The following is a 23284-nucleotide window of genomic DNA, read 5'->3' on the forward strand; positions in this document are numbered from 1 at the left end:
GTCCTCGCAAGTGCAGTGTGTGGTTGGCTGCCGCGTCACGCCCCCGCCGGTTGGCTGGTGGCTGCGCGCGGCTTGGCAGCGGCCTGGTCTTGTGTGCCCAGGGTCTGCTGTTTAGCCAGTTGTAGATCCATGTATTCGTTAGCGATGCGTATTGCCTGTTCGGTGTCGAATGCATCTCCCGACAGGGCGCCACGCAACCACAGGCCGTCGATCAGGGCTGCCAGGCCGCGGGCTGCCTTGCGCGCATGGTAGAGCGGCAGGGCGCGGCGGAACTGACAGCACAGGTTGGAATACAGGCGGTGATCGTTGATCCGCTGCAACCTGTGCAAAGACGGCTGGTGCATGCTGGAGGCCCAGAAGGCCAACCAGGTTTTCATTGCCGGGCCGTTCACCTGGCTGGCATCGAAGTTGCCCTCGATGATTGCCTGCAGGTGGGCTCGCGGGCCATCGTCCTCAAGTGCTGCGCGGCGTGCGACAACGCCGTCGCTGAGCATTTTCATGATGTAGCTCATGGTCGCTGCGATCAGGCCGTTCTTGTCCTGAAAGTAGTGACTGATGATGCCGTTCGACACACCGGCCAAACGGGCAATCAGCGCAATGCTGGCGTCCCCCAGCCCCACCTGATCGACCGCCTGCAGGGTGGCTTCGATCAACTGCTGGCGGCGGATGGGTTGCATACCGACCTTGGGCATCTTGCTTTCTCCTCAGGCCTACGAGCAGACGACAAGCGGCTGACTCGGCGAAGGCCAGTCTATTTTGTTTTGATTGAACGTTCAATCAATAAAGAATAAGCTCTGCGACAATTTGTGCCATTGACAGTTTTTCAGGCGGTCAAAGAAGCACGGATTGGCACCCCAGGAAATCGCGTAACCCCCGGAATACAAGGCGTTGACGGGCACGGGCGATGCAAAGGCAGATTCTGCCGCGCGGTCACAGGCTGCGCGGTCGGCCCTTGGAGCGGGCCTGGCGGCTGTGGCGAATGCGCGCACTTCTGACGGATTGCGCAGCTCGAACACGGCTCACCGGTCTGCTTTTTTGCAGCGTTTCGATTCGGGATCACGGTTTCCAGGGTGCTTTTATAACACCTGTAGCAGTGGGGCTATTGCACCAATTGCGCGGGAAATGACTGATTAGCCTCCACTGCCGCACTCCCCGGAGCATTCGTGCAATGAGTTCTGCCTCCCTGACAAAGCCCCCCGCCGAGCGGGTACGGGTCAACCGCGTGGTGTTCTTCACCTCAGCGATGATGATCCTCGTTCTGACTGCCCTGCTGATCGCTGTACCTGAAACCGCCGGCGAAGTGCTCGGTGTCGCCCAGAAGTGGCTGACCCGCACCTTCGGCTGGTACTACATGCTGGTGATCTGCAGCTACCTGCTGTTCGTCATCTACCTGGCTTTCTCCGACTTCGGCAAGCTCAAGCTCGGTGGCAAGGACGATACCCCCGACTTCAGCTACGGCGCCTGGGCCGGCATGCTGTTCTCGTCCGGCATCGGTATTTCGCTGCTGTACTTTGGTGCGTCCGAGCCGCTGGACCACTACTTCAACCCGCCTGAAGGCACCCCGGCCAGCCTCGAAGCTGCGCGCCAGGGCCTGCAGCTGACCTTCCTGCACTGGGGCCTGCACGGCTGGGCGATCTACGCCCTGGTAGGCCTGGCCGTGGGTTACTTCGCCTACCGCCACAACCAGCCGCTGGCACTGCGCTCGGCGCTGTACCCGCTGGTGGGCGAGCGCTGGGTCAAGGGCGCCGGTGGCAACGCGGTGGACATCTTCGGCATGTTCGTCACCCTGCTGGGCCTGGTGACCAACCTGGGTATCGGCTCGATGCAGGTGGCCTCGGGCCTTGAGTACCTGTTCGGCATGGACCACAGCAAGACCAACCTGCTGGTGGTGATCCTGGTGATGGCCGGCGTTGCCACCGTCGCTGCGGTGTCGGGCGTGGAGAACGGCATCCGCCGCCTGTCCAACCTGAACATCCTGCTGTTCAGCGGCCTGTTGATCTTCGTGCTGCTGGCTGGCAACACCCTGCACCTGTTCAACGGCTTCGTGCAGAACGTCGGTGATTACCTGAACGGCTTCGTGCTCAAGACCTTCGACCTGTACGTGTACGAAGGCGCAGGCGACAAGTCCGAGCGCTGGCTGGGCCTGTGGACCGTGTTCTACTGGGCCTGGTGGATCTCCTGGGGCCCGTTCGTGGGTATGTTCATTGCCCGTATCTCCAAGGGCCGTACCGTGCGCCAGCTGGTCAGCGGCGTGCTGCTGATCCCGCTGGGCTTCACCCTGGCCTGGCTGTCGATCTTCGGCAACACCGCCCTGGACCTGGTGATGAACCACGGCGCCGTGGAGCTGGGCAAGACCGCGCTCGAGCAGCCCTCGATGTCGATCTACCAGCTGCTGGAATACTTCCCGGCGGCCAAGATCGTCATTGGCGTGGCGATTTTCGTCGGCTTCGTGCTGTTCCTCACCCCGGCCGACTCGGGCGCGGTGATGATGGCCAACCTGTCGTGCAAAGGCGGCCAGGTGGACGAAGACGCCCCGCACTGGATGGTGGTGTTCTGGTCGGTGGTGATCACCCTGGTGACCATCGGCCTGCTGTTTGCCGGTAACTTCGAGGCCATGCAAACCATGGTGGTGCTGGCGGGCCTGCCGTTCTCGGTGGTGCTGGTGCTGTTCATGTTCGGCCTGCTCAAGGCCATGAAGCAGGACACGGCGGTGGAGAACGAGCGTGCCGAGCTGGCCGCCCGTGGCCGGCGCGGCTTCAGCGAGCGGCTGAGCCAGCTGGACCTGCAGCCGACCCAGGCGCTGGTGCAGCGCTTCATGGACAAGCAGGTCAGCCCGGCGCTGAAAGAAGCCGCCGAGCAACTGGGCACCCTGGGCTTCGAAGTGGAAACCCGCGTAGGCCAGTCGCGCAACATGATGGGCCTGCGGGTGATGATGGAAGAGGGCAACCCGTTCGTCTACGAAGTGTGCCTGGACGGCTACCTGGCCGCGCCGAGCGAGGCGCCGGTGGAAGGTGAGCCTGAAGTGCGCCAGCGCTTCTACCGCGCCGAGGTGTACCTGCACGATGGCAGCCAGGAGTACGACCTGATGGGCTTCACCCGCGAGCAGATCGTGCGTGACGTGCTGGATCAGTTCGAAAGCCAACGCCAACTGCTGGGGCGTGTGTACAGCTGATGCTGTGCTGAGGTGCCAGAAGGGCCCGGTTCGCAAGAACCGGGCCCTTTTTGTTTCAGGGTTGCGTTACTTGATGGAGCCCGGCGGGCCTTGCGGTGCGCTGGCATAGCAATATCTGCCACCGGCTCCCGCCTCTGCTTGAGCAAGCTTTTCGCTCATCTTTTGAGGAAGCCTCCATGCCCCACCTTTCTTCCCCCGCCAGGGACTTCCAGCAGGCCGTCGCCCTTGAGTTCGCGGCTCGCCCCAGGTTACGCCAGGTCTTGAGCGACAGCGTCTTACCAATACTCAATGGCCACTCGACCACTATCCAGCAGTTGAGCCTGCCCGACGCCGAAGCACTGACTTTGTTGATCCCCGGCCTCTCCCAGCAGGGCTCGGCAACGTTCTATCCGCGTTGGTCGCGACAACCATTGCTCGAAACGCTGCTTGATGCCCTGTGCCAGGGCAGGACACTGGCCTCGCTGGGCGATGGTGCAGGCGACTTCATGGTCGTGGTGGCGCCACCCTACGTGTTCACTGACAGCAAAGGCGAACTCCAGCCGTACGGGGCGGTATCGATCCAGCCGGTGCTCGGCCAGCTTCAGGTAGCGCTTGATGCCTTGCTGGAGTCTTTCTGCCAGGCGCAGATTCGCTACTGGTCGGCGCCGGGGAGCCTGGGGGTGAGTCGTGATCAATGGCTGCAGCAGCTGTTGAAGCAGGCGCTGTTGCAGAACCTGCCCTTGCAGGGGCTGGACGAGCAGCAGGCAGCGTGTGTGCATGGCCTGCTGCAAGGGGGCGCGCAACTGCCGCCGGTGTGCCTGGTCGAGGTGCAGTTGACCCGTGGTGATGCCACTGTCCGCCGCCTGCTGCCAAACCTGTTGCTGCGCGCCGAGCGCGACGAGCGCCAGTTTTTGCTCTGGTGCTCGCCGTCCAGTGTGATTGCCGCCTTCGACTCGGATGCCAGCTTTGCTGCGGGGCTGCAACAGGCGCTGAGCTGGCAGCACCAGTTCGACAGCCTCACCTGGGATTGCCATGCACTGGAGGGCGATGTGTTTGCCCAGCAGGTCGCAGTACTGCTGGAACGCTTGCTGGACGACGTGCTGCTCGCGCGCTACGGGCAGTGCGCCGATGTGGCCGCCCTGGAGCGATCGTTCGCGGCGTTGAGCGACCCTTCGGGTGTGTTCATCGCAGGCTACCTGGTCGAGCCGCCTGCAAGCATTGAGTTCCCGCAGGCCCACCAGCAGGCACGCGCTGTCGACAGCTTCGCCGTACAATGCGGGCTGTTCGACCTGGCGTTGGCCCAGGCCCAGTCAGCCGGGCTGTCGGCGCTGGAGCAGGTGCAGGACTTGCGCACCTACACCCGCGAGCGCCTGCGCAGGCAAATGCTCGAGGACTATCCGATCGAGGCCAACTACTACGCCGATGACCTCGACCTCACCCTGACCCGCTCACTGGGCGTGCCGGGCGGGGAAGGGACGGGTACCGGCGATGGCGTGACCCAGACCCGAAAGCTGACCCTTACCGAATTCGCCATCGGCAACCTGGCCTCTCTGGAGGGCTGGGTGCTCACATCGATCAGCCATGGCAGTGGGCAACTGATCATGGGCTGGATGACACCTGATTATGTGAAGGGCCTGGTCGAGCGTGTCGATATCGGTGGGCATTACCCGGGCTACGTGAAGTCCTTGCTCGATGCGCCGGCCACGCGCGACGAGCGTTGCCGACGGTTTGCCCGGGAGTGGCGCTGCTCGCTGTTGTTCAGTGCATTGGGCGCCAGGCTCGACGGCAGCCTGAGCGAGAACGGCTTGCAGTGCGTGGTCGACTATTGCCGGGGGCGGGTAGATGCCCGGCTCCCGGAAATCATGCTGATGCCGCTGGCATTCGCCCGGGAGCCAGGTACCAAGGTGCGGGACCGGGTACACGGCATGTTCGTACTGTTTGCGGCAGAGCGTGAAACCGTGCTGTTGTACCGGCCCTTGTACCCGGCCGCGGCATTGACCGAGTTCGCCAACCTGAAGGCCTTGATGGCGGCTATCCGCGAACAGCAGGCGCTGCAGGACAGCATCCTGACCTGGCTCACGCCTGAAGCGCGCAAGGTATACGACCACGGTGGTTTCAGCGAACCGCACTTGGGCCGGCCCATCGTCGACACTTCGACCTTGCCCGAGCCGGTGAAGCCGGCCACCTTTGCCGCGAGCTTCTGGCGCACCGATGTCGATGAGCAGATGTACCTGGCCAACCGCGACCTGCTGGTGGAGCTGGCGGACCGCGAGTCGACCTCAACCGCCGAAAGCCGCTGGGCGATTCTCAAGGAGGGCGCCTGGCTGGTCTTCCAGGCTGTGAACCTGCTGCTGCGCGGGCCGGTGGCTACAGTGGCCTGGCTGGTACAGGGCGTGCTCGCAGTCGAGCAGGATGTGCAGGCCTTGCGCGAAGGCGATGCATTCGAACGCAGCTCGGCGGTGGTCGACCTGCTGCTGAACGCTGCCATGGTGCTGATGCATGCGCGTTTGCCTGGCAGCGAGCCACCCGCTGTCACGCGGGTGCCTGAGGGCGTTGGTTTTGACGGCTTGCCAGTACTGCCTTCGGTAGTGGGTGCCGCCGAACCGAGGGTGACCCGCGGCAGTGTCGGCCTGCCGGGCCCCTTGCCGGAAAAGGCGGGCAGAGTGATGGATTTCAGCTGGCGCGGCGTGTCCGGGAGCAACGTGCTGACGCCGCAATTGCGCACGAAGCTGATGGCCTTACGTGCGAACGTCGATCTGGAGAGCGTCAAGCCTGACGCGTCCGGCCTTTACCCGGTAGCCGGCAAACACTACGTACCGCTGGCCGGTCATGTCTTTCAGGTGGAGGCCAGCGATGCCGGGGTCCGCGTTGTGTCCGGGCTTGGGGAGCACGGGCCCTGGGTGGTCAGTGATGGACGTGGCTGGTGTATCGACACTGGGTTGCATGGCGGGATGATGTCCCGGGTTCAGAAGAAAAGGGCGGACAGGGAAGCCGTCGAGCGGAAGATTCGCGACGAGGATAACCAACTCGCCAGTGAGGCCAAGGTGCTGGGTGCCACGCTGCAGAAACACAGCGACATGCTGCTTGGCACGTTGAACAAGGTCCAGGAGCTCGAGCAGGTCCCTGAGCCTGACGCGCTACAGCTCAAGCAGCTTGAGCAGGCCAGGCAGATGGTCAACTTGCTCAAGGAGAAGGCGGCCGACGACCTGAAAGCGGTCATCGACAACTACCTGGAGCAGAACCGGCTCAGTGCCAGGGCCAAGGCCGGCAACCCCTCCGCTGCGATGGCCGAGGCGATCAAGGTCCAGCGCAATACCACCCAGCATCAGCTCATCGAGTACTTCCAGGCGCGGTACAACTACTTGACCGACCTGATCAACGCCGAAAACATGGTCGAAATGGCAAAAGACATTCTGATCAACCCGCGCAGCGACGCTGAAGTGGCGACCTACCGGGCGTTCAGGGCGGTCTTGCAACGGGTGGCCGGCTGGGAGACGCAATTGGTCGACATGTCCGTGTCATTCGACGAAGTGCTGGCCGACTGCATCAAGGACGACGCACTGGTTTTCACCTCTAACGACGGAGCGCGGGTCAACAAGGACGCCTGGTTGAAAGACCTGATTCGCCAGCGTGGCGCCACCGGGATCGACCTGCAGGCGCATCTGCTCAAAGACCTTGGCGAGTTGAGCATCGACCGCCTGGCCGACACCGACGAGCTGATCTTGAAGCAGGCCGAGCACGCCTTGATCAGCGACGATTTGCGCAGTGCGCTTGCGGCCCACGGCGAAGTGCCGAGTGGCGAGCTGGATATTGGCCAACGCACCGAGGTGCTCACCAGTGTGCTGGAGACCTATGCCGAGTCCGAGGCGGCAGCGCTGCTGTTGACGGAGACAGGTGGGGAGATCATCCAGCTGCAGAATCTGCTGCAGTATCGCAAGGTACTGGTCGGCCTGGTCGACGCCGCCGAGCGGGAGCTGGCCAACTGCGTGCAGGAGCAGCACCAGGAGCAGGGCCATGACCAGCACCAGGCAAGGCCCCAGCGCCCGGTACTCTACCGCCCGCGTGGCGGCAGGCGCCATGTGGTGCGTACGTCGAAGGGGCGCAGCGTGGTGGGCGTGGAAGCGCAGCGTGACGGGGCTACGGTGTTGGAGCAGCGTGGCGACGAGGGGCAGCTGCTGAAGACCTTCCGCCAGCAAGGGCAGGGCTGGGTCGAAGAGACACCCGCCTCGGCCAAGGAGTCGTTGCAGGTGGATATCGGCAAGGAGCGGGGTAATGCCCGGCGCCTGCTCGACAAGGTCGAGTCGGTGATCGCCCTGGCCAAGCAATACCTGCAGAAGGACCAGCCGGTGGGCCTGACCTGCGTGATCGAAGGGCATGTCGAGCGGCTGAAGGAAAGCCTGGCGGCCCTGCCGCGCACAGAAAAAGAGCAGCCTCTGCTCGACCGCCTGCAGGAGGGCATCGAGCGTTTGGAGACCGTACGCGGCGACCTGCTGACCTCCCTGTACCTCACCACCAGCAACCCCACCGCCGCCAGCTTGCGGTTTCTGGTGGAGCAGGGGCAGGTGACGGTGCAACGCGCCGGGAGGCGCAAGGCACTGGCCGGCAACGATTACCTGGATGTCTACGAGGTGCGGCGCATACCCGCGGCAGGCAAGGCGCAGGGCGTGGGCTTGTGGGAGGTGCATTTCCATTACCCGGCGCAGGACACGCCAGGCCGGTCGTTCAGCAAGGGCCATCTGAAGCTGTGGTCGCAACGTAAGCTTGGCCGCCAGGCACAGTTCGCTGCGGCCGGCAGCCAGGGCGTGCTGCTGGCGATCTACCGTGGCGACCTGCGGATGGATCAGGTGGAGGGCATCATCCCCTTCGACTGAGCCGGCTCAGCGGTAGCGGCCATGGCTGCCATGGGCGGGCATGGCCTGGTTGCCGCGCTGGGCGATCATCTGTCTGATCGGTATCCACTCGATGCCCTGGCTTTTCAGCCGGGGCAGTTCGCGTTCCAGCACTTCCAGGGTTTGCGGGTAGGGGTGGCCGATGAGTACCGCCGAGCCCTGCTTGCGTGCCAGGGCGATGCCTTGCTGCAACTGCGCGGTAATGGCTTCAGGGGTGCGCACATCGTCCAGGAACACGTCCCGCGAGACATGGGCCAGACCGATGTCCTGGGCCTTGGCCGCCGCCACGGTGGCGGCGCTGGTGCGGCTGTCGACGAAGAACAGGTGGCGGCGCTGCAGCTCGCCCATCAGCCAGGCCATGGGCTCGGGCTGGGAGGTCATGCGGCTGCCCATGTGGTTGTTGATGCCGGCGGCGTAAGGCACCTTGGCCAGTGCACTGTCCAGGCGCTTGCCCAGTTCTTCGATGGGGATGCCGGGGTGCCAGGCGTAGGGGCCGGTGGCCGGGTCCATGGGCATGTGCAGGATCACCGTCTTGCCGGCCTTGTGGGCCTGGCGGGCGAAGTCGGTGGCGTGGGGCGTGTCGGGCATGATCGCCAGGGTGACCGGCCCGGGCAGCGCGAGAGTGCGGCTGTCGCGTTCGGGGCTTTGCCCCAGGTCATCGATGATGAGGCTCAGGTAGGCCTTGTTGGCCGGCGCCGCTTGCAGGGCGCCGGCCAACAGGCAGCACAGCAGAAACAACAGATAACGCATGGCCGCAGGTCAATCGCCCTTGGTGATGTTCAGGCCCTTGAGCAGGCTCAGCGCCTGGCTCAGCTGGAAGTCGTTGTCCTGCGGGCGTTCCTTGCGCTTGCTGCTGCCGGTGGGGCGGTCGGCGCCGCCGTTGCCGTTGCCCAGGTGGCCTTGCAGGTCGGCCTCTTTGAAGGTGTCGTTGTCGGCTTCGGCGGTGAGCTTGGCCGGGCGCACTTCGATGTCCGGGACGATGCCCTGGGCCTGGATCGAGCGGCCGTTGGGGGTGAAGTACAGCGCGGTGGTGAGCTTCAGGGCGCGGTCGTTGGCCAGCGGCAGCACGGTTTGTACCGAGCCCTTGCCGAAGCTGTCGGTGCCCATCAGCACGGCGCGTTTCTGGTCTTGCAGGGCGCCGGCGACGATTTCCGAGGCCGAGGCGCTGCCGCCGTTGATCAGCACCACCAGCGGTACGCCCTCGCTGGCGTCGGCAGGGTCGGCCGAGAAGCGCAGCTCGGAGTTGGCAATGCGGCCCTTGGTGTAGACGATCAGGCCTTTGGTGAGGAAGTGGTCGGCCACTTCCACGGCCGACTGCAGCACGCCGCCCGGGTTGTTGCGCAAATCCAGCACCACGCCGCGCAGTTTCTTGCCGTTATCCTTGCGCAGCTTGGCCAGGGCTTTGCCCACCTCGTCGCCGGTCTTGACCTGGAACTGGGTGATGCGGATGTAGCCGTAGTCGTTCTCCAGCAGCTGGCTCTTCACGCTCTTGACCTGGATCACCGCGCGGGTGAGGGTCACGTCGAACGGCGTGCCGCCGTCGCGTACCAGGGTCAGGGTGATCTTGTCGCCCACCTTGCCGCGCATCTTGTCGACTGCCTCGGTCATGGTCTGGCCGCGGGTCGGGGCGCCGTTGATCTTGACGATCAGGTCACCGGCCTGCACGCCGGCGCGCGAAGCCGGGGTGTCGTCGATGGGCGAGACCACCTTGATGAAGCCGTCTTCCTGGCCCACTTCGATGCCGAGGCCGCCGAACTCGCCGCTGGTGCTTTCCTGCAGCTCCTGGAAGTCCTCCGGGCCAAGGTAGGCGGAGTGCGGGTCAAGGTTGCTGAGCATGCCCTTGATGGCATTCTCCAGCAGGGTCTTGTCGTCCACCGGCTCTACGTACGCGGCCTTGATGCGGTCCATCACCTCGGCGAAGGTGCGCAGCTCTTCCAGCGGCAGCGGTGCCTTGGCGGTCACCTCGGTGGCCGGTACCGCGGCCGGCTTGGCGGCGACGGCTGGCTTGGCCGGCTCGGCGGCAATGGCCAAGGGCGCGCCGATGACCAGGGCGATGGTCAGGGCCAGCTGGGTGAGGCGAGGCGAGTGCAGCATGTCGAACGAACTCCTGATCCTGTTGGCGCCCCCGGGGGAGCATCGGCGCGGTTATCGATCGCCGCGCCGTAAAAGTAGTCGGTACCTAGCCTCGGCACCATTGCGCAGGGTCGGCGGGCCGGCCCTGCTGGCGAATCGCGAAGTACAACCCGGCGCTGTCCTGGCCGCCACTGTCGCCGACGGTGGAGATGGCCTCACCGGCCTTGACCACGTCGCCGGCGCTCTTGAGCAGGCTCTGGTTGTGCCCGTACAGGCTCAGGTAACCGTTGCCATGGTCGAGAATGACCAGAAGTCCGGCGCCGCGCAACCAGTCGGCGAACACCACGCGCCCGCCATGCACGGCGCGCACTTGGGTGCCGGCGCTGGCGCTGATCATCACCCCGTCCCACTTGGCTCGGGCATCGCTGCCGCGCGCATCACCGAAACGTGCCAGCAATCGACCATTGACCGGCCATGGAAGTTTTCCGCGCGCCGCAGAAAATGCACCGCCATAGTTGGCGCCGTCGCTGGAAACCACCGGGCCCAGGGTGGTGCGGGCCTTTTTCGGGGGTTCTTCGGGTTGTTCGTCGCGGGCGGCAGCCAGGGCCTGCTCCTTGCGCCGTTTTTCTTCTTCCTGCTTGGCCAGCAGCGCACGCTGGCGGGCTTCTTCAGCCTCGCGGGCCTGGCGGGCGAGGGTTTCTTCGATGGTTTTCAGTACCTTGGCCAGGTCAGCCTGGTCCTGTTCGCGGGCCTGCAGCTTCTGGTCGCGCTCTTTCAGGTCGCTGTTGAGCTTGGCCAGCACCTGCTGGCGCTTGTCACGCTCGCTGACCAGGGCCTGGCGGCGGCTGTCGAGGTCGGCTTGCTGGGCGAGCAGCTGCTCTTGCTGGCGGCCGATGTCCTGCTCGACGTTGGCCAACTGGCGCAGGGTCTCGTTGAAGGCGCGCAACTGCTCGGTGCGGGCCTTGCTGAGGTAGTCGTAGTAGGTCAGGGTGCGGGCGAATTTCTCGGGGTTCTGCTGGTTGAGCAGCAGCTTGAGGTATTCCTCGCGGCCATTGTTCTGGTAGGCCGAACGGGCCTGGATGGCAATCAGGCGTTGCTGTTCAACGCGGGCGCTCTGGAGTTTTTTTTTCTCGTGGTCAAGGCGCTCCAGTTCGCCCTCGGTCTTTTTTAGCTCTTGCTGCAACGCCTCCACCTGCTTTTCGAGGTTGCCGATGTCGGTCTCGGTGCTCTTGAGGTCTTTTTGCACGCCGGACTTTTCGTCCTGGAGCTTGCCCAGCATCTTTTTCAGCTCGGCGATGTCCTGGCGGGTGGCGTCCAGCTGCTGCTGGGTCTGTGCGCGATCGTCGGCGGCGAAGGCCGGGGCGAGCAGGCATGACAGGGCGAGTAATAAAAGGGCGCGAAGCATGGGGTTGGGCGTACCAGGGATGGAGACCGGCCTAGTATGCCCGCCCGTCGCGGCAAAAAAAACGCCCCGCGGCAGATGCGGCGGGGCGTTTGTCTGGAATTCACCGGCTTTGTGAGCCAATCGCCGGCGAGCGCATTCCCCTGTGGGAGATCACCCAGACCCTTGGGCTGCGCTATTGCGCAGAGAACGACGGCCGCAAGAACGCCGCGACACCTGTGGGAGCGGCTTTAGCCGCGAAGCAGGCGCCGCGGTAGATGGCACCGGCTTCGCCGGTGTTCGCGGCTGAAGCCGCTCCTACAGAGTATTCGTTGAATCAACGAGTTGTGATTTGTTCTGCAGGAGCCGGCTTGCCGGCGATCAGGCGTCGACCAGGATCGAGGTGCCGGTCATTTCGGCAGGCTTTTCCAGGCCCAGCAGCTTGAGCATGGTCGGTGCAACATCGGCCAGCACGCCGCCGTCGCGTACCTTGACCTTGCGCTTGCCGACATAGATGAATGGCACAGGCTCCGTGGTGTGGGCGGTGTGCGCCTGGCCGGTGCTTTCGTCTTCCATCTGCTCGACGTTGCCGTGGTCGGCGGTGATCAGCGCTTCGCCGTCGACCTTGGCCAGCGCCTCGACGATGCGCCCGACGCAGGTATCCAGTGCCTCGACGGCCTTCACCGCCGCCGAGAACACGCCGGTGTGGCCAACCATGTCGCCGTTGGCGTAGTTGACCACGATCACGTCGTAACGCTGCTGCTCGATGGCCTCGACGATGCGGTCGGTGACTTCGGGGGCGTTCATTTCCGGCTGCAGGTCATAGGTGGCGACCTTCGGCGACGGGATCAGGATGCGCTCTTCGCCTTCGAACGGCTCCTCGCGCCCGCCCGAGAAGAAGAAGGTCACGTGGGCGTACTTCTCGGTTTCGGCAATGCGCAGCTGGGTCTTGCCGTTTTTCGCCAGGTATTCGCCGAGCACGTTGTCCAGGCTGGCCGGGGCGAACGCGGCCGGGGCCGGGATTTTCGCCGAGTACTGGGTCAGGCCGATGAAGGCTGCAACTTTTGGCAGGCGCGCACGGGGGAATTCGTTGAAGTCCGGCTCGACGAACACGCGGGACAGCTCGCGGGCACGGTCGGCGCGGAAGTTCATGAACACCACCGCATCGCCGTCTTCGACCTTGACCGCATCACCGATGCGTGTGGCTTTGACGAATTCGTCGCTCTCGTCGCGGGCATAGGCGGCTTCAAGGCCGGCCAGGGCGGTTGGTGCGGTGAATTCGGCGGTGCTGTCGACGATCAGGTCATAGGCGGCCTGTACGCGGTCCCAGCGGTTGTCGCGGTCCATGGCGAAGTAGCGGCCGATCAGGCTGGCGATGCGGCCCTTGCCGAGCTTGGCGAAGGTGGCGTCGAGCAGCTCGATGGACGACTGGGCGCTGCGCGGCGGGGTGTCGCGGCCGTCGAGGAAGGCGTGCAGGTAGATCTTGTCGGCGCCACGCTGCGCGGCCAGTTCGGCCATGGCCACCAGGTGGTCCTGGTGGCTGTGCACGCCACCGTCGGACAGCAGGCCAAGAATGTGCACGGCCTTGCCGGCACTTACGGCCTTGTCCACCGCGCCGGTCAGTACCGGGTTTTCGAAGAACTCGCCGTCGCGGATGGCCTTGGTGACGCGGGTGAAGTCCTGGTACACCACGCGGCCGGCGCCGAGGTTCATGTGACCGACTTCGGAGTTGCCCATTTGCCCGTCTGGCAGGCCGACATCCATGCCGGAACCGGAGATCAAACCATGCGGCTGGGTGGCGCGCAGGCGGTCGTAGACCGGTGTGTTGGCGGCGTAGATGGCATTGTATTCGGGGCTTTCGCTGTGACCGAAGCCATCCAGGATGATCAGAACCAGGGGTTTAGGCGTACTCGTCATCAATCAAACTCACGGTTGTTCAAAGATGATAAAGACACGCATTTTAGGGCAAATACGCCACCTGCGGCGAATATTCCTCCCCTTGCCCGACCAATGCAGTAGGAATTGCAGCATGAAGCCTGCCATCCCACCGGCCCGCCGGGCTTTGGCGGTCATGGGGGGCTGTGTATACTGGCCGCCATTTTCAATCGCCTGGAACACCCCCGATGGTTGCTCACCTGATTCAATTCGCGACAGATCACTTCATCCTGGTGGCGATCTTCGTCGTTCTGCTGGTACTGCTGCTGATCAACGAAGTGCGTCGTGGCGGCCAGAGCCTGAGCACCGGCCAGCTGACCGCGCTGGTCAACGCCGACAAGGCCCTGGTGATCGATATCCGCCCTGCCAAGGAGTATTCCGCCGGGCACATCGTCGGTGCGGTGAACATCCCGCAGGACAAGCTGGTCAGCCGCATGGCCGAGCTGGAAAAACACAAAGAGAAGACCCTGATCGTCGTCGACGCGATGGGCCAGCAGTCCGGCACCATCTGCCGCGAGCTGCTCAAGGCTGGTTACACCGCTGCCAAGCTCAGCGGTGGCGTATCCAGCTGGAAAGCCGATAACCTGCCCCTGGTGAAGTGATATGAAGCCCGTCATCGTCTACTCCAGCGACTACTGCCCCTACTGCATGCGCGCCAAACACTTGCTCCAGAGCAAGGGCGTGGCGTTCGAGGAGATCAAGGTCGACGGCAAACCGCAGGTTCGCGCCGAAATGAGCCAGAAGGCCGGCCGGACTTCGGTGCCGCAGATCTGGATCGGCAGCACGCATGTCGGTGGTTGCGATGACCTCTATGCCCTGGAGCGCGCCGGCAAGCTCGACGCGCTGCTGGCGGCCTGATTTCGCACTGCATTCAAGAACATTAGGAAAAGGATCTGCCATGACTGATCAACAGAACAACGGCGCCGCCGAAGCCAACGGCCCACAATTCTCCCTGCAGCGCATCTACGTGCGTGACCTCTCGTTCGAGGCCCCGAAAAGCCCGCAGATCTTCCGCCAGCAGTGGGAACCGAGCGTTTCGCTGGACCTGAACACCCGTCAGAAAGCCCTGGAAGGCGACTTCCACGAAGTGGTGCTGACCCTGTCGGTGACCGTCAAGAACGGTGACGAAGTCGCCTTCATTGCCGAAGTGCAGCAGGCCGGTATCTTCCTGATCTCGGGCCTGGACGCAGCGTCCATGAGCCACACCCTCGGTGCGTTCTGCCCGAACATCCTGTTCCCGTACGCCCGCGAGACCCTGGACAGCCTGGTGACCCGTGGTTCGTTCCCGGCGCTGATGCTGTCGCCGGTCAACTTCGACGCCCTGTACGCGCAAGAGATGCAGCGTATGCAGGAAGCTGGCGAAGCGCCGACTGTGCAGTAATTGCAGCGGTCATGAAAAAAGCGCCTTTCGGGGCGCTTTTTTTGTGTTGGCTGTACCGGCCCTATCGCCGGCAAGCCGGCTCCTACAGGTATTGCACAGGTTTCAAGGTTGATGCAGTCCTTGTGGGAGCGGGCTTGCCCGCGAAGAGGCCATGACAGGCTAAAGATCAGCTCCCGGCAAAGCCGTTCTGCCGCCAGGCCTCGTACACCGTCACCGCCACGGTATTGGACAGGTTCAGGCTGCGACAGCCCGGGCGCATCGGCAGGCGCAGGCGCTGCTCGGCCGGCAGGCTGTCCAGCACCTCGGCCGGCAGGCCGCGGCTCTCGGGGCCGAACAGGAAGGCATCGCCGGGTTGATAGGCGACTTCGTGGAACGGGTGCGAGCCCTTGGTGGTGAAGGCGAACAGCCGTGAGTTGCCGAGGCTTTCAAGGCAGGCGGCCAGGTTTGCGTGGCGCTTGAGCGTGGCATACTCGTGGTAATCCAGCCCGGCGCGGCGCAGGCGCTTGTCGTCCAACTCGAAGCTGATCGGCTCGATCAGGTGCAGGGCGCAGCCGCTGTTGGCGCACAGGCGGATGATGTTGCCGGTATTCGGCGGAATTTCTGGTTGAAAAAGGATGACGTGAAACATGCACGGCTCCAAGCATGAAGATGACGGGCATTCTACCCCCGAACCCGATGTGCGTTCGAAGGCCATGCCGCGAATGATCCTGTCGCTGGCCCTGGTCGGGGTGATGGTCGGCCTGATGATCGGCCGCCTGACCGCGCCGGACGAGCTGGTGCTCGAGCAGGTAGTGGTGGTGCAGGACGGGTTGGACCTGTGGTTCAACGAAGAACCACCGCTGCATGGCGAGAATGTCGAAGGTACCGTGGCCGTGGTGTTCCAGGCCGAGGGCAAGAGCCAGCGCGGGCAGCTGATGCTGCAGGGCAAGCCGGTGGGGTGGCGATTGCAGAAGAGCCAGGAAGGCCTGCTGCTGACCGTGATTGCCGCGCGCCCGCTGCGTGGCGAGTGGGCCGGTGCAGAGGACGCGGGGCGCTGGAAGGTGCAGGTGAGGCTGCACGAATAAAAGAGGGGAATTCCCGGCCTGCCTGTACCGAGGTCCCCAAAGCAGGTGTTGCTGGAATAAAAAGGGGATTTCCCGGCCTGCCTGTACCAGGGTCCCCGAAGTGGGTGCATGGCTGCGAATAAAAAGGGGATTTCCTGGCCTGCCTGTACCAAGGTCCCCGAAGCGGGTGTCGCTACGAATAAAGAGGGGGATATCCCGGCCTGCCTGTACCGAGGCCCCCGAAACTGGAGATGTATTGCTTATTGCAGGGGGCGTGCCAGTTTTGCAAAGCCCGCAAATAAAGGGCTTTGAGGGGGGGGTGGCCGGTTTTGCAGGGGGTTTGTGCCTTCGCGAGGTGCAGCAGGCACAGGATCGGTGCATGGGCTGGAAATGGCTGGGGTTCGCCGAAAGTTTTCTAGCGCCTATGAGATCGAGCGCCGCCCGCGCGGCGCTCGATCTCATAGACGCTGCAAGGGTTGTGGCGAGCACCTGGCAACCCTGCGATGGCGGTGTGGCGGCTTTGAACTCAGTGCTCGTCGCCGTCATCATCCTCGGCGCCGTCCACCTTCATGCCCAGCTCCTTGATCTTGCGGGTCAGGGTGTTGCGGCCCCAGCCCAGCAGCACGGCGGCATCGCGGCGCCGGCCGGCGGTGTGCTTGAGGGCGGTTTCGATCATGATCCGCTCGAAGCTGGGCACGGCGCTGTCGAGCAGGCTCGACTGGCCGCGCGCCAAGGCCTGGTCGGCCCACTGGCGCAGGGCCTGCTCCCAGTTGGTGACCGGCGCGGCGTCCGATGGCAGGTTGAGCAGCTCCGGCGGCAGGTCGCCCACCAGCACCTCGCGGCTCGAGGCCATCACGGTGATCCAGCGGCAGGTGTTTTCCAGCTGGCGCACGTTGCCCGGCCACGGCAGGTTGCGGATGAACTCCTCGGTTTCCGGCTTGAGCAGCTTGGGCTCTACCGCCAGCTCCTGGGCGGCGCGGCCGAGGAAGTGGCGGGCCAGGGCCGGGATGTCTTCGCGCCGGTCAGCCAGGCGCGGGATATGAATGCGGATCACGTTCAGGCGGTGGAACAAGTCCTCACGGAACTTGCCGGCCTGCACCAGCGATTCGAGGTTCTGGTGGGTGGCGGCAATGATGCGCACATCCACTTTCACCGGCACGTGGCCACCGACGCGGTAGAACTCGCCGTCGGCCAGCACCCGCAGCAGGCGGGTCTGGGTGTCGGCCGGCATGTCGCCGATCTCGTCGAGGAACAGGGTGCCGCCGTCGGCCTGCTCGAAGCGCCCGCGCCGCAGGTTGGCGGCGCCGGTGAAGGCGCCCTTTTCATGGCCGAACAGCTCGGACTCCATCAGGTCCTTGGGGATCGCCGCCATGTTCAGGGCGATGAACGGCGACGCTGCCCGCGGGCTGTGGCGGTGCAGGGCGTGGGCCACCAACTCCTTGCCGGTACCCGACTCGCCGTTGATCAGCACGGTGATGTTGGAGTGGCTCAGGCGGCCGATGGCGCGGAACACCTCCTGCATCGCCGGCGCCTCACCGATGATCTCGGGGGTACGGGTGAGGGCCTGAGGCACTTCCAGTGCCTGCTGCTCCTGGGCGTGCTGGTTGGCGCGCTTGACCAGCGATACCGCCTCGTCCACGTCGAACGGCTTGGGCAGGTACTCGAAGGCGCCGCCCTGGTACGAAGCCACCGCGCTGTCCAGGTCGGAGTGGGCGGTCATGATGATCACCGGCAGGCGCGGGTGCTGCTCGCGGATCTGCGCCAGCAGGTCCAGGCCGCTGGCCCCGGGCATACGAATGTCGGAGATGATCACGTCCGGCTGCTGGCGGGCCAGGCGGCCCATGACGCCGTCGGCGCTGTCGAAGCTCTGGGTGTTCATGCCCTCCTGCTGCAGGGCCTTTTCCAGCACCCAGCGGATGGAGCGATCATCATCGACGATCCAGACGGTTTCACTTCGGCTCATGAGGCGTTGGCTCCTTGTTCCAGCGGCAGGTAGATCGAGAACGCGGTGTGGCCAGGGTGGCTTTCGCACTCGATCAGCCCCTGGTGCTGGCTGATGATGTTCTGGGTGATGGCCAGGCCCAGCCCGGTACCGTCCGGGCGGCCGCTGACCATGGGGTAGAAGAGGGTGTCCTGCAGCTCGGCGGGGATACCGGGGCCGTTGTCGATGATCTCGACCCGCGCCACCAGGCGGTGGCGCACATGACCGATGGTGAACTGGCGTACCGCACGGCTGCGCAGGCTGATGCGCCCCAGGCGCAGTTCGTTCTGGCTGCTGATGGCCTGCATGGCGTTGCGCACGATGTTGAGCACGGCCTGGATCATCTGCTCGCGGTCGATCAGCACGTCGGGCAGGCTCGGGTCGTAGTCGCGCACCAAGGTGATGCCGCCCTGGGTTTCGGCCTCCACCAGGCTGCACACGCGTTCCAGCACTTCGTGGATGTTGGTCATGGCCAGCGATGGCAGCTTGTTCGAGCCGAGCATGCGGTCGACCAGGTTACGCAGGCGGTCGGCCTCTTCGATGATCACGTTGGTGTAGTCGCGCAGGCCGTCGTTGGGCAGCTCGCGGGCCAGCAACTGAGCCGCGCCGCGAATGCCGCCCAGCGGGTTCTTGATTTCGTGGGCAAGGCCGCGCACCAGCATCTTGGTGGTTTCCTGCTTGCTCAGCTGGGCCTCTTCCTTGGTGATGCGCAGCAGGCGGTCGCGCGGGTGCACCTCCAGCAGCAGCAGGGTGTTGCCCTGGTGCAGGATCGGCGTCACGGCGTAGTCGACGGTGATCGCCTGGCCGGTCAGCGAGGTCAGCTGGGCTTCGCGCTTGGTGAACGGGTGCGCCTGCTCCACCGCCTGGCGCAGCGAGTTGAGCGCTTCGGTCGATTCGGTGAACAGTTCACTGATGAACTGCCCATGGCTGCGCTGGCCGCTGACGGCCAGGAGCATCTCGGCGGCCGGGTTCATGTACTCAAGGCGCAGCTCGGCGTTGAGCAGGAGCGTGGCCGTGGTCAGGTTGTCCAGAAGCAGACGGTGCTGTGCATCGCTGATGGTCATAAGGCGTTGTTGACCTCTTTTGGCGCCTGCCTGCCCCGGTGCATGCCCGGGGCAGGGGCGCTATGGATCCGCTGATGCGAGGAAAATGCAAGAAACAAACCAAGGCTCCGAAAAGAAGCGGAATTCCCTGATAAAGACCTTGAAGTGCGCAAATTCGGCTCAGAATTCACTGATTTATCGTTTCATGCGACCCGTTTTGGTGTGCAGGGCGGGTGCACGAACAGATTCATGCACCAATATAGAGCATTGCGTGCCTCACTGTTTTCGGCACAGCTGCCCGGTGGCGCGAACCAGGGCCAGGTGGCGCAACGGGTCGTGGGTGCGTTCGGCCAGCGCCTGCACCAGCTTGCTTGTGCAATCGGCAGGTGGCTCGTGGTCGATTTTCCCCAATTCGAACAACAGCGAGCCCTGGAGCTTGTCCAGCCTTGGGCGCAGCTCGCTGGACAGGTCGCGGGTTGCTTGCTGCGGCGCCTGGCCCTTTGCGCGCCAGCGGTCGAGCAGGGCGTACTGGACGAGCTTGTTGGCTTCGATCTGGTCGGCAAAGAACGCCTCGGCGCGCTCAGGTGCCAGGCCGTAGTCGCCGGCAGTGGCGCGTACCTGCAGCAGCACCTCGGCTTCCCGTGCGGGGGCCTGCACCGGCAGGTTGTGCACCCATTTGTGCCGTGCGACCGAGCTGGCCAGCTCCAGGCGCTGTTCGATGGCGCTGAGCAGGGGGGCGAATTCGCTGTGGGAGGGGGGCGGGGCACTGCACCCTGACAGTGCAAGGGCCAGGCACAGGGTAAGCAGGGCAGGGGGTTGGCGCATGATGATCTCCTTATACCGGGAGACCACAGTGTTGGGCAGCAGCGGGCAGACTGCTTGTAGGATGCGTCTGAAACAATGGTGCGAACAAGCAAAAACGGCCTTCCGAAGAAGGCCGTTCCAGAGGTTATCGACGCCAGGCGCCGATCACATCAGCAGCTGTAGTACAGCTCGTATTCCAGCGGGTGCACGAAGGTGCGGACCTTGATTTCTTCTTCGCTCTTCAGCTCGATGAAGGCATCGATGAAGTCGTCGGAGAACACGCCGCCCTTGGTCAGGAACGCACGGCCTTTGTCCAGCTCTTCCAGGGCCTCTTTCAGGCTGCCGCAAACCTGCGGGATGTCCTTGGCCTCTTCTGGCGGCAGGTCATACAGGTTCTTGTCGGCGGCATCGCCTGGGTGGATCTTGTTCTGGATGCCGTCCAGGCCAGCCATCAGCAGGGCTGCGAAGGCCAGGTACGGGTTGGCCGATGGGTCCGGGAAGCGTGCTTCGATACGGCGGGCTTTCGGGCTGCCGACGTAAGGAATGCGGATCGAGGCGGAACGGTTGCGGGCCGAGTAGGCCAGCATGACCGGGGCTTCGAAGCCTGGGACCAGACGCTTGTACGAGTTGGTCGACGGGTTGGTGAAGCCGTTCAGGGCCTTACCGTGCTTGATGATGCCGCCGATGAAGTACAGGGCGGTGTCGGACAGGCCGGCATAGCCTTCGCCGGAGAAGGTGTTCTTGCCTTCTTTCCAGATCGACATGTGCACGTGCATGCCCGAGCCGTTGTCGCCGTACAGCGGTTTCGGCATGAAGGTGGCGGTACGCCCGTATGCGTCGGCAACGTTGTGCACGACGTATTTCAGGGCCTGTACTTCGTCAGCTTTCTTCACCAGGGTGTTGAACTTGACGCCGATTTCGTTCTGGCCGGCAGTTGCCACTTCGTGGTGGTGAACTTCGACGGTCTGACCCATTTCTTCCAGTGCGTTGCACATGGCAGTACGGATTTCGTGGTCGTGGTCGAACGGCGGAACCGGGAAGTAGCCGCCTTTGACGCCCGGACGGTGGCCTTTGTTGCCGCCTTCGACGTCTGCGTCGCTCATCCACGAGCCTTGCTCGGAGAAGATCTTGAACATCGAGCCGGAGATGTCCGACTTGAACTTCACTTCGTCGAAGATGAAGAACTCAGGCTCTGGGCCTGCGAAGACGGTGTCACCGATGCCGGTGCTCTTCAGGTACTCTTCGGCGCGCTTGGCGATCGCACGTGGGTCGCGATCGTAGCCCTGCATGCTCGACGGGTCGACGATGTCGCAGGTGATGATCAGGGTCGGTTCTTCGGTGAACGGGTCCAGTACGGCGGTTTCGTCGACCGGCATCAGGATCATGTCCGATGCTTCGATGCCCTTCCAGCCAGCGATGGAGGAGCCGTCGAACATCTTGCCGACTTCGAAGAAGTCTTCGTCCAGGCCATCACGCGCCGGCATGGTCACGTGGTGTTGAACGCCCTTGGTGTCCGTGAAACGCAGATCAATCCACTTGACGTCATGATCTTTGATGAGTTGAACCGACTTCGACATGTTGTCCTCCGGATGGTCTAGGGTGCGTCAGAACGCTGCCCTGGAAAAAGGGTGTCGCCGGGCGCGGATAGTCGGCCAAGCTTACCTGCCTCACAAGGGAGCAAATTGCATGCCAGTGCCCGAAAATGGCGAGGGCGGGATAAAAGGGGGCGTTTGCGGGCATTTGTGGGTGGATTGAATTTGAAAAGTGCACCCTTAAGATGCGGATCTTAACAGTTGCGCACTATTATGGTGCGCGATGTGAATGATGTGCTCCTTTTGGGGGCCTCTTCGCGGGTAAACCCGCTCCCACAGGAAATACGCCCCCTCTGAAATCTGTGCGGTCCCTGTGGGAGCGGGTTCACCCGCGAAAGGGCCGGAACAGGCTGCACAAAACCCGGCTCCTGCATTTATCTGAAAGCCCCTGATCAAAAGTTGCTCAAAACCTGAGCAATTTCCGCTATAATTCGCGCCCCCTATTTTTGGCAGGCCCTGCGCGCGCTGTTAAACCAATGAAACTTATCGTCAAAGTCTTCCCAGAGATCACCATCAAGAGCCGGCCGGTGCGCAAGCGCTTCATCCGCCAGCTCGGCAAGAACATCCGCAACGTGCTCAAGGACCTTGACCCTGAGCTCGCGGTCGATGGTGTCTGGGACAATCTCGAGGTGGTTACCCGCGTCGAAGACGAGAAGATCCAGCGCGAGATGATCGAGCGCCTCACCTGCACCCCGGGTATTACCCACTTCCTGCAGGTCGAGGAATACCCGCTGGGCGACTTCGACGACATCGTCGCCAAGTGCAAGCAGCACTTCGGCCACCTGCTGGCCGGCAAGCGCTTCTCGGTGCGCTGCAAGCGTGGCGGCCACCACGACTTCACCTCGATGGACGTCGACCGCTACGTCGGCAGCCAGCTGCGCCAGCAGTGCGGCGCCGCCGGTATCGACCTGAAGACCCCTGAGGTCGTGGTGCGCATGGAAATCCGCGACCAGCGCCTGTACGTGATCCACAACCAGCACAACGGCATCGGCGGCTACCCGCTGGGCGCCCTGGAGCAAACCCTGGTGCTGATGTCCGGCGGTTTCGACTCCACCGTGGCGGCCTACCAGATGATGCGCCGCGGCCTGATGACCCATTTCTGCTTCTTCAACCTCGGCGGGCGTGCCCACGAGCTGGGTGTGATGGAAGTGGCGCACTTCTTGTGGAAAAAGTACGGCAGCAGCCAGCGCGTGCTGTTCATCAGCGTGCCGTTCGAAGAGGTGGTTGGCGAGATTCTCAACAAGGTCGACAACAGCTATATGGGCGTCACCCTCAAGCGCATGATGCTGCGCGGTGCCGCGCACATGGCCGAGCGCCTGCAGATCGACGCCCTGGTTACCGGCGAGGCGATCTCGCAGGTGTCCAGCCAGACCCTGCCGAACCTGTCGATCATCGATTCGGCCACCGACAAGCTGGTGCTGCGCCCGCTGCTGGCCAGCCACAAGCAGGACATCATCGACCAGGCCACCGAAATCGGCACCGCCGACTTCGCCAAGCACATGCCTGAGTACTGCGGCGTGATTTCGGTGAACCCGACCACCCATGCCAAGCGTCACCGCATGGAGCACGAAGAAAAACAGTTCGACATGGCCGTGCTGGAACGTGCCCTGGAGCGCGCCAAGTTCATCTCCATCGACCACGTGATCGACGAACTGGGCAAGGATATCGAAATCGAGGAAGTGGCCGAGGCGCTGCCAGGCCAGATCGTCATCGACATCCGTCACCCCGACGCCCAGGAAGACGAACCGCTGGCGCTGGACGGTATCGAAGTCCAGGCCATGCCGTTCTACGCCATCAACAGCAAGTTCAAGCACCTGGACCCTACGCGCCAGTACTTGCTGTATTGCGACAAAGGTGTGATGAGCCGTTTGCACGCACACCACCTGCTCAGTGAGGGACATGCCAATGTGCGTGTTTATCGTCCGGCATAAGACGCCAGGGCTGTATGGCGGCAGCATCCGCCATCGCCCTCCCGACCACCGGGCCCGCTGAGCCTAAAAGCGTACATATT

At 63.7% G+C, this 23284-nt stretch carries 17 protein-coding genes; 7 read left to right on the top strand and 10 right to left on the bottom strand.

Annotated elements, in window-relative coordinates; translation table 11 throughout:
* Nucleotides 1-35: 35 nt before the first annotated feature.
* On the bottom strand, nucleotides 36-692 hold the full coding sequence (betI, locus tag ACI2KK_RS07920; protein ID WP_217840729.1) for a transcriptional regulator BetI: 657 nt from the start codon (nucleotides 690-692) through the stop codon (nucleotides 36-38).
* Between the two features lie 533 nt (nucleotides 693-1225).
* Here betI and ACI2KK_RS07925 point away from each other — a divergent pair.
* Nucleotides 1226-3172, top strand: coding sequence for a BCCT family transporter (locus ACI2KK_RS07925; RefSeq protein WP_369992308.1), 1947 nt, complete (start codon nucleotides 1226-1228; stop codon nucleotides 3170-3172).
* Nucleotides 3173-3348: 176 nt separating this feature from the next.
* On the top strand, nucleotides 3349-8022 hold the full coding sequence (locus tag ACI2KK_RS07930) for a dermonecrotic toxin domain-containing protein (protein WP_404668520.1): 4674 nt from the start codon (nucleotides 3349-3351) through the stop codon (nucleotides 8020-8022).
* Between the two features lie 6 nt (nucleotides 8023-8028).
* Here ACI2KK_RS07930 and ACI2KK_RS07935 read toward each other — a convergent pair whose 3' ends face one another.
* From ACI2KK_RS07935 to gpmI, 4 genes are all read right to left on the bottom strand, one after another.
* A complete protein-coding gene (locus ACI2KK_RS07935) occupies nucleotides 8029-8790 on the bottom strand; it encodes a divergent polysaccharide deacetylase family protein (RefSeq protein WP_404668521.1) in 762 nt (253 codons plus the stop codon).
* A 9-nt stretch (nucleotides 8791-8799) separates the two neighbouring features.
* Nucleotides 8800-10134 (bottom strand): S41 family peptidase, encoded by a 1335-nt coding sequence (locus ACI2KK_RS07940; protein WP_217840725.1) that lies wholly within the window; start codon nucleotides 10132-10134, stop codon nucleotides 8800-8802.
* Nucleotides 10135-10219: 85 nt separating this feature from the next.
* Complete coding sequence (locus tag ACI2KK_RS07945; protein WP_404668522.1) at nucleotides 10220-11518, bottom strand: peptidoglycan DD-metalloendopeptidase family protein; 1299 nt, start codon at nucleotides 11516-11518, stop codon at nucleotides 10220-10222.
* A gap of 357 nt (nucleotides 11519-11875) precedes the next feature.
* On the bottom strand, nucleotides 11876-13411 hold the full coding sequence (gene gpmI / locus ACI2KK_RS07950) for a 2,3-bisphosphoglycerate-independent phosphoglycerate mutase (protein ID WP_404668523.1): 1536 nt from the start codon (nucleotides 13409-13411) through the stop codon (nucleotides 11876-11878).
* Between the two features lie 206 nt (nucleotides 13412-13617).
* On the opposite strand from gpmI, the gene ACI2KK_RS07955 reads away from it, so the two are divergent.
* The 3 genes from ACI2KK_RS07955 to secB are packed head-to-tail and all read left to right on the top strand — an operon-like array spanning nucleotide 13618 to nucleotide 14810.
* Nucleotides 13618-14031: a rhodanese-like domain-containing protein gene (locus ACI2KK_RS07955; RefSeq protein ID WP_217840722.1), complete on the top strand. Its 414-nt coding sequence runs from the start codon at nucleotides 13618-13620 to the stop codon at nucleotides 14029-14031.
* A gap of 1 nt (nucleotide 14032) precedes the next feature.
* A complete protein-coding gene (gene grxC / locus ACI2KK_RS07960) occupies nucleotides 14033-14287 on the top strand; it encodes a glutaredoxin 3 (protein ID WP_138220426.1) in 255 nt (84 codons plus the stop codon).
* Between the two features lie 40 nt (nucleotides 14288-14327).
* Nucleotides 14328-14810: a protein-export chaperone SecB gene (gene secB, locus ACI2KK_RS07965; protein WP_217840721.1), complete on the top strand. Its 483-nt coding sequence runs from the start codon at nucleotides 14328-14330 to the stop codon at nucleotides 14808-14810.
* Between the two features lie 166 nt (nucleotides 14811-14976).
* Here the strand turns inward: secB and trmL are convergent, their stop codons facing one another.
* Nucleotides 14977-15438, bottom strand: coding sequence for a tRNA (uridine(34)/cytosine(34)/5-carboxymethylaminomethyluridine(34)-2'-O)-methyltransferase TrmL (gene trmL, locus ACI2KK_RS07970; protein WP_404668524.1), 462 nt, complete (start codon nucleotides 15436-15438; stop codon nucleotides 14977-14979).
* On the opposite strand from trmL, the gene ACI2KK_RS07975 reads away from it, so the two are divergent.
* On the top strand, nucleotides 15437-15874 hold the full coding sequence (locus tag ACI2KK_RS07975; RefSeq protein ID WP_404668525.1) for a hypothetical protein: 438 nt from the start codon (nucleotides 15437-15439) through the stop codon (nucleotides 15872-15874). The genes trmL and ACI2KK_RS07975 overlap by 2 nt on opposite strands.
* A 505-nt stretch (nucleotides 15875-16379) precedes the next feature.
* On the opposite strand, the gene ntrC is transcribed toward ACI2KK_RS07975, so the two are convergent.
* The 4 genes from ntrC to glnA form a co-directional block, all read right to left on the bottom strand.
* Nucleotides 16380-17816: a nitrogen regulation protein NR(I) gene (ntrC, locus tag ACI2KK_RS07980; RefSeq protein ID WP_404668526.1), complete on the bottom strand. Its 1437-nt coding sequence runs from the start codon at nucleotides 17814-17816 to the stop codon at nucleotides 16380-16382.
* On the bottom strand, nucleotides 17813-18898 hold the full coding sequence (glnL, locus tag ACI2KK_RS07985; RefSeq protein WP_217840716.1) for a nitrogen regulation protein NR(II): 1086 nt from the start codon (nucleotides 18896-18898) through the stop codon (nucleotides 17813-17815). The genes ntrC and glnL overlap by 4 nt, the downstream gene beginning before the upstream one ends.
* A gap of 255 nt (nucleotides 18899-19153) precedes the next feature.
* Nucleotides 19154-19702 carry a chorismate mutase gene (locus ACI2KK_RS07990; protein ID WP_404668527.1) on the bottom strand — a complete coding sequence of 183 codons (549 nt, stop codon included), beginning with the start codon at nucleotides 19700-19702 and terminating at the stop codon, nucleotides 19154-19156.
* A gap of 149 nt (nucleotides 19703-19851) precedes the next feature.
* A complete protein-coding gene (gene glnA / locus ACI2KK_RS07995; RefSeq protein WP_369988488.1) occupies nucleotides 19852-21258 on the bottom strand; it encodes a type I glutamate--ammonia ligase in 1407 nt (468 codons plus the stop codon).
* Nucleotides 21259-21749: 491 nt separating this feature from the next.
* On the opposite strand from glnA, the gene thiI reads away from it, so the two are divergent.
* Nucleotides 21750-23204 (top strand): tRNA uracil 4-sulfurtransferase ThiI, encoded by a 1455-nt coding sequence (gene thiI / locus ACI2KK_RS08000; RefSeq protein WP_404668528.1) that lies wholly within the window; start codon nucleotides 21750-21752, stop codon nucleotides 23202-23204.
* Nucleotides 23205-23284 lie beyond the last annotated feature (80 nt).

The sequence above is a fragment of the Pseudomonas sp. NPDC089406 genome (assembly GCF_044900265.1).
GTDB classification, from domain to species: Bacteria; Pseudomonadota; Gammaproteobacteria; order Pseudomonadales; family Pseudomonadaceae; genus Aquipseudomonas; species Aquipseudomonas fakonensis.

What these genes read in the sequence shown, in the direction of transcription:
- secB (WP_217840721.1), top strand. Translation starts at nt 14,328, where the DNA reads ATGACTGATCAACAGAACAACGGCGCCGCCGAAGCCAACGGCCCACAA.
- glnA (WP_369988488.1), bottom strand. Translation starts at nt 21,258, where the DNA reads ATGTCGAAGTCGGTTCAACTCATCAAAGATCATGACGTCAAGTGGATT.
- grxC (WP_138220426.1), top strand. Translation starts at nt 14,033, where the DNA reads ATGAAGCCCGTCATCGTCTACTCCAGCGACTACTGCCCCTACTGCATG.
- betI (WP_217840729.1), bottom strand. Translation starts at nt 692, where the DNA reads ATGCCCAAGGTCGGTATGCAACCCATCCGCCGCCAGCAGTTGATCGAA.
- ACI2KK_RS07955 (WP_217840722.1), top strand. Translation starts at nt 13,618, where the DNA reads ATGGTTGCTCACCTGATTCAATTCGCGACAGATCACTTCATCCTGGTG.
- glnL (WP_217840716.1), bottom strand. Translation starts at nt 18,898, where the DNA reads ATGACCATCAGCGATGCACAGCACCGTCTGCTTCTGGACAACCTGACC.
- thiI (WP_404668528.1), top strand. Translation starts at nt 21,750, where the DNA reads ATGAAACTTATCGTCAAAGTCTTCCCAGAGATCACCATCAAGAGCCGG.
- ACI2KK_RS07940 (WP_217840725.1), bottom strand. Translation starts at nt 10,134, where the DNA reads ATGCTGCACTCGCCTCGCCTCACCCAGCTGGCCCTGACCATCGCCCTG.
- ACI2KK_RS07930 (WP_404668520.1), top strand. Translation starts at nt 3,349, where the DNA reads ATGCCCCACCTTTCTTCCCCCGCCAGGGACTTCCAGCAGGCCGTCGCC.
- ACI2KK_RS07935 (WP_404668521.1), bottom strand. Translation starts at nt 8,790, where the DNA reads ATGCGTTATCTGTTGTTTCTGCTGTGCTGCCTGTTGGCCGGCGCCCTG.
- ACI2KK_RS07975 (WP_404668525.1), top strand. Translation starts at nt 15,437, where the DNA reads ATGCACGGCTCCAAGCATGAAGATGACGGGCATTCTACCCCCGAACCC.
- trmL (WP_404668524.1), bottom strand. Translation starts at nt 15,438, where the DNA reads ATGTTTCACGTCATCCTTTTTCAACCAGAAATTCCGCCGAATACCGGC.
- ACI2KK_RS07990 (WP_404668527.1), bottom strand. Translation starts at nt 19,702, where the DNA reads ATGCGCCAACCCCCTGCCCTGCTTACCCTGTGCCTGGCCCTTGCACTG.
- gpmI (WP_404668523.1), bottom strand. Translation starts at nt 13,411, where the DNA reads ATGACGAGTACGCCTAAACCCCTGGTTCTGATCATCCTGGATGGCTTC.
- ntrC (WP_404668526.1), bottom strand. Translation starts at nt 17,816, where the DNA reads ATGAGCCGAAGTGAAACCGTCTGGATCGTCGATGATGATCGCTCCATC.
- ACI2KK_RS07945 (WP_404668522.1), bottom strand. Translation starts at nt 11,518, where the DNA reads ATGCTTCGCGCCCTTTTATTACTCGCCCTGTCATGCCTGCTCGCCCCG.